The 294-nt window shown below is 78.2% G+C and carries 1 protein-coding gene; it reads right to left on the bottom strand.

The features are described from left to right. A partial coding sequence (locus tag ACLBYB_RS33280) for a DUF2336 domain-containing protein (protein WP_447701439.1) occupies positions 1–294 on the bottom strand: 294 nt, incomplete at both ends.

Here is a 294-nt window from a genome sequence, read left to right as displayed (position 1 = left end):
CGGTGATCTTCGCCGTCGGATTCGCCGCGAGTACGACGAGCGTGTCGGTCTCGCCGATCTCCGCCAGGGCGCCCGCGACCGCGTGCGAGAGGTGGTGCCGGGCGGCGATCACCGCGCGGGTGGCCTCGTCGCCGAGGGCGGCCGCGTCCACGAGGTCGGCGTCGGTGAGGACGGGCGAGCGGGCGAGCACCGGCCGCGCCACCTCGGGAACGTCGGAGGACAGAGCGACGACCAGCGGGCGCGGCGCCCGCGCCGAGGCCGCGCAGGTCTCGGCGGGCGCCCGGCGCACGAGCG

This window comes from Methylobacterium sp. D54C, from assembly GCF_053345595.1.
This window is presented reverse-complemented; position numbering and strand designations above follow the sequence as displayed.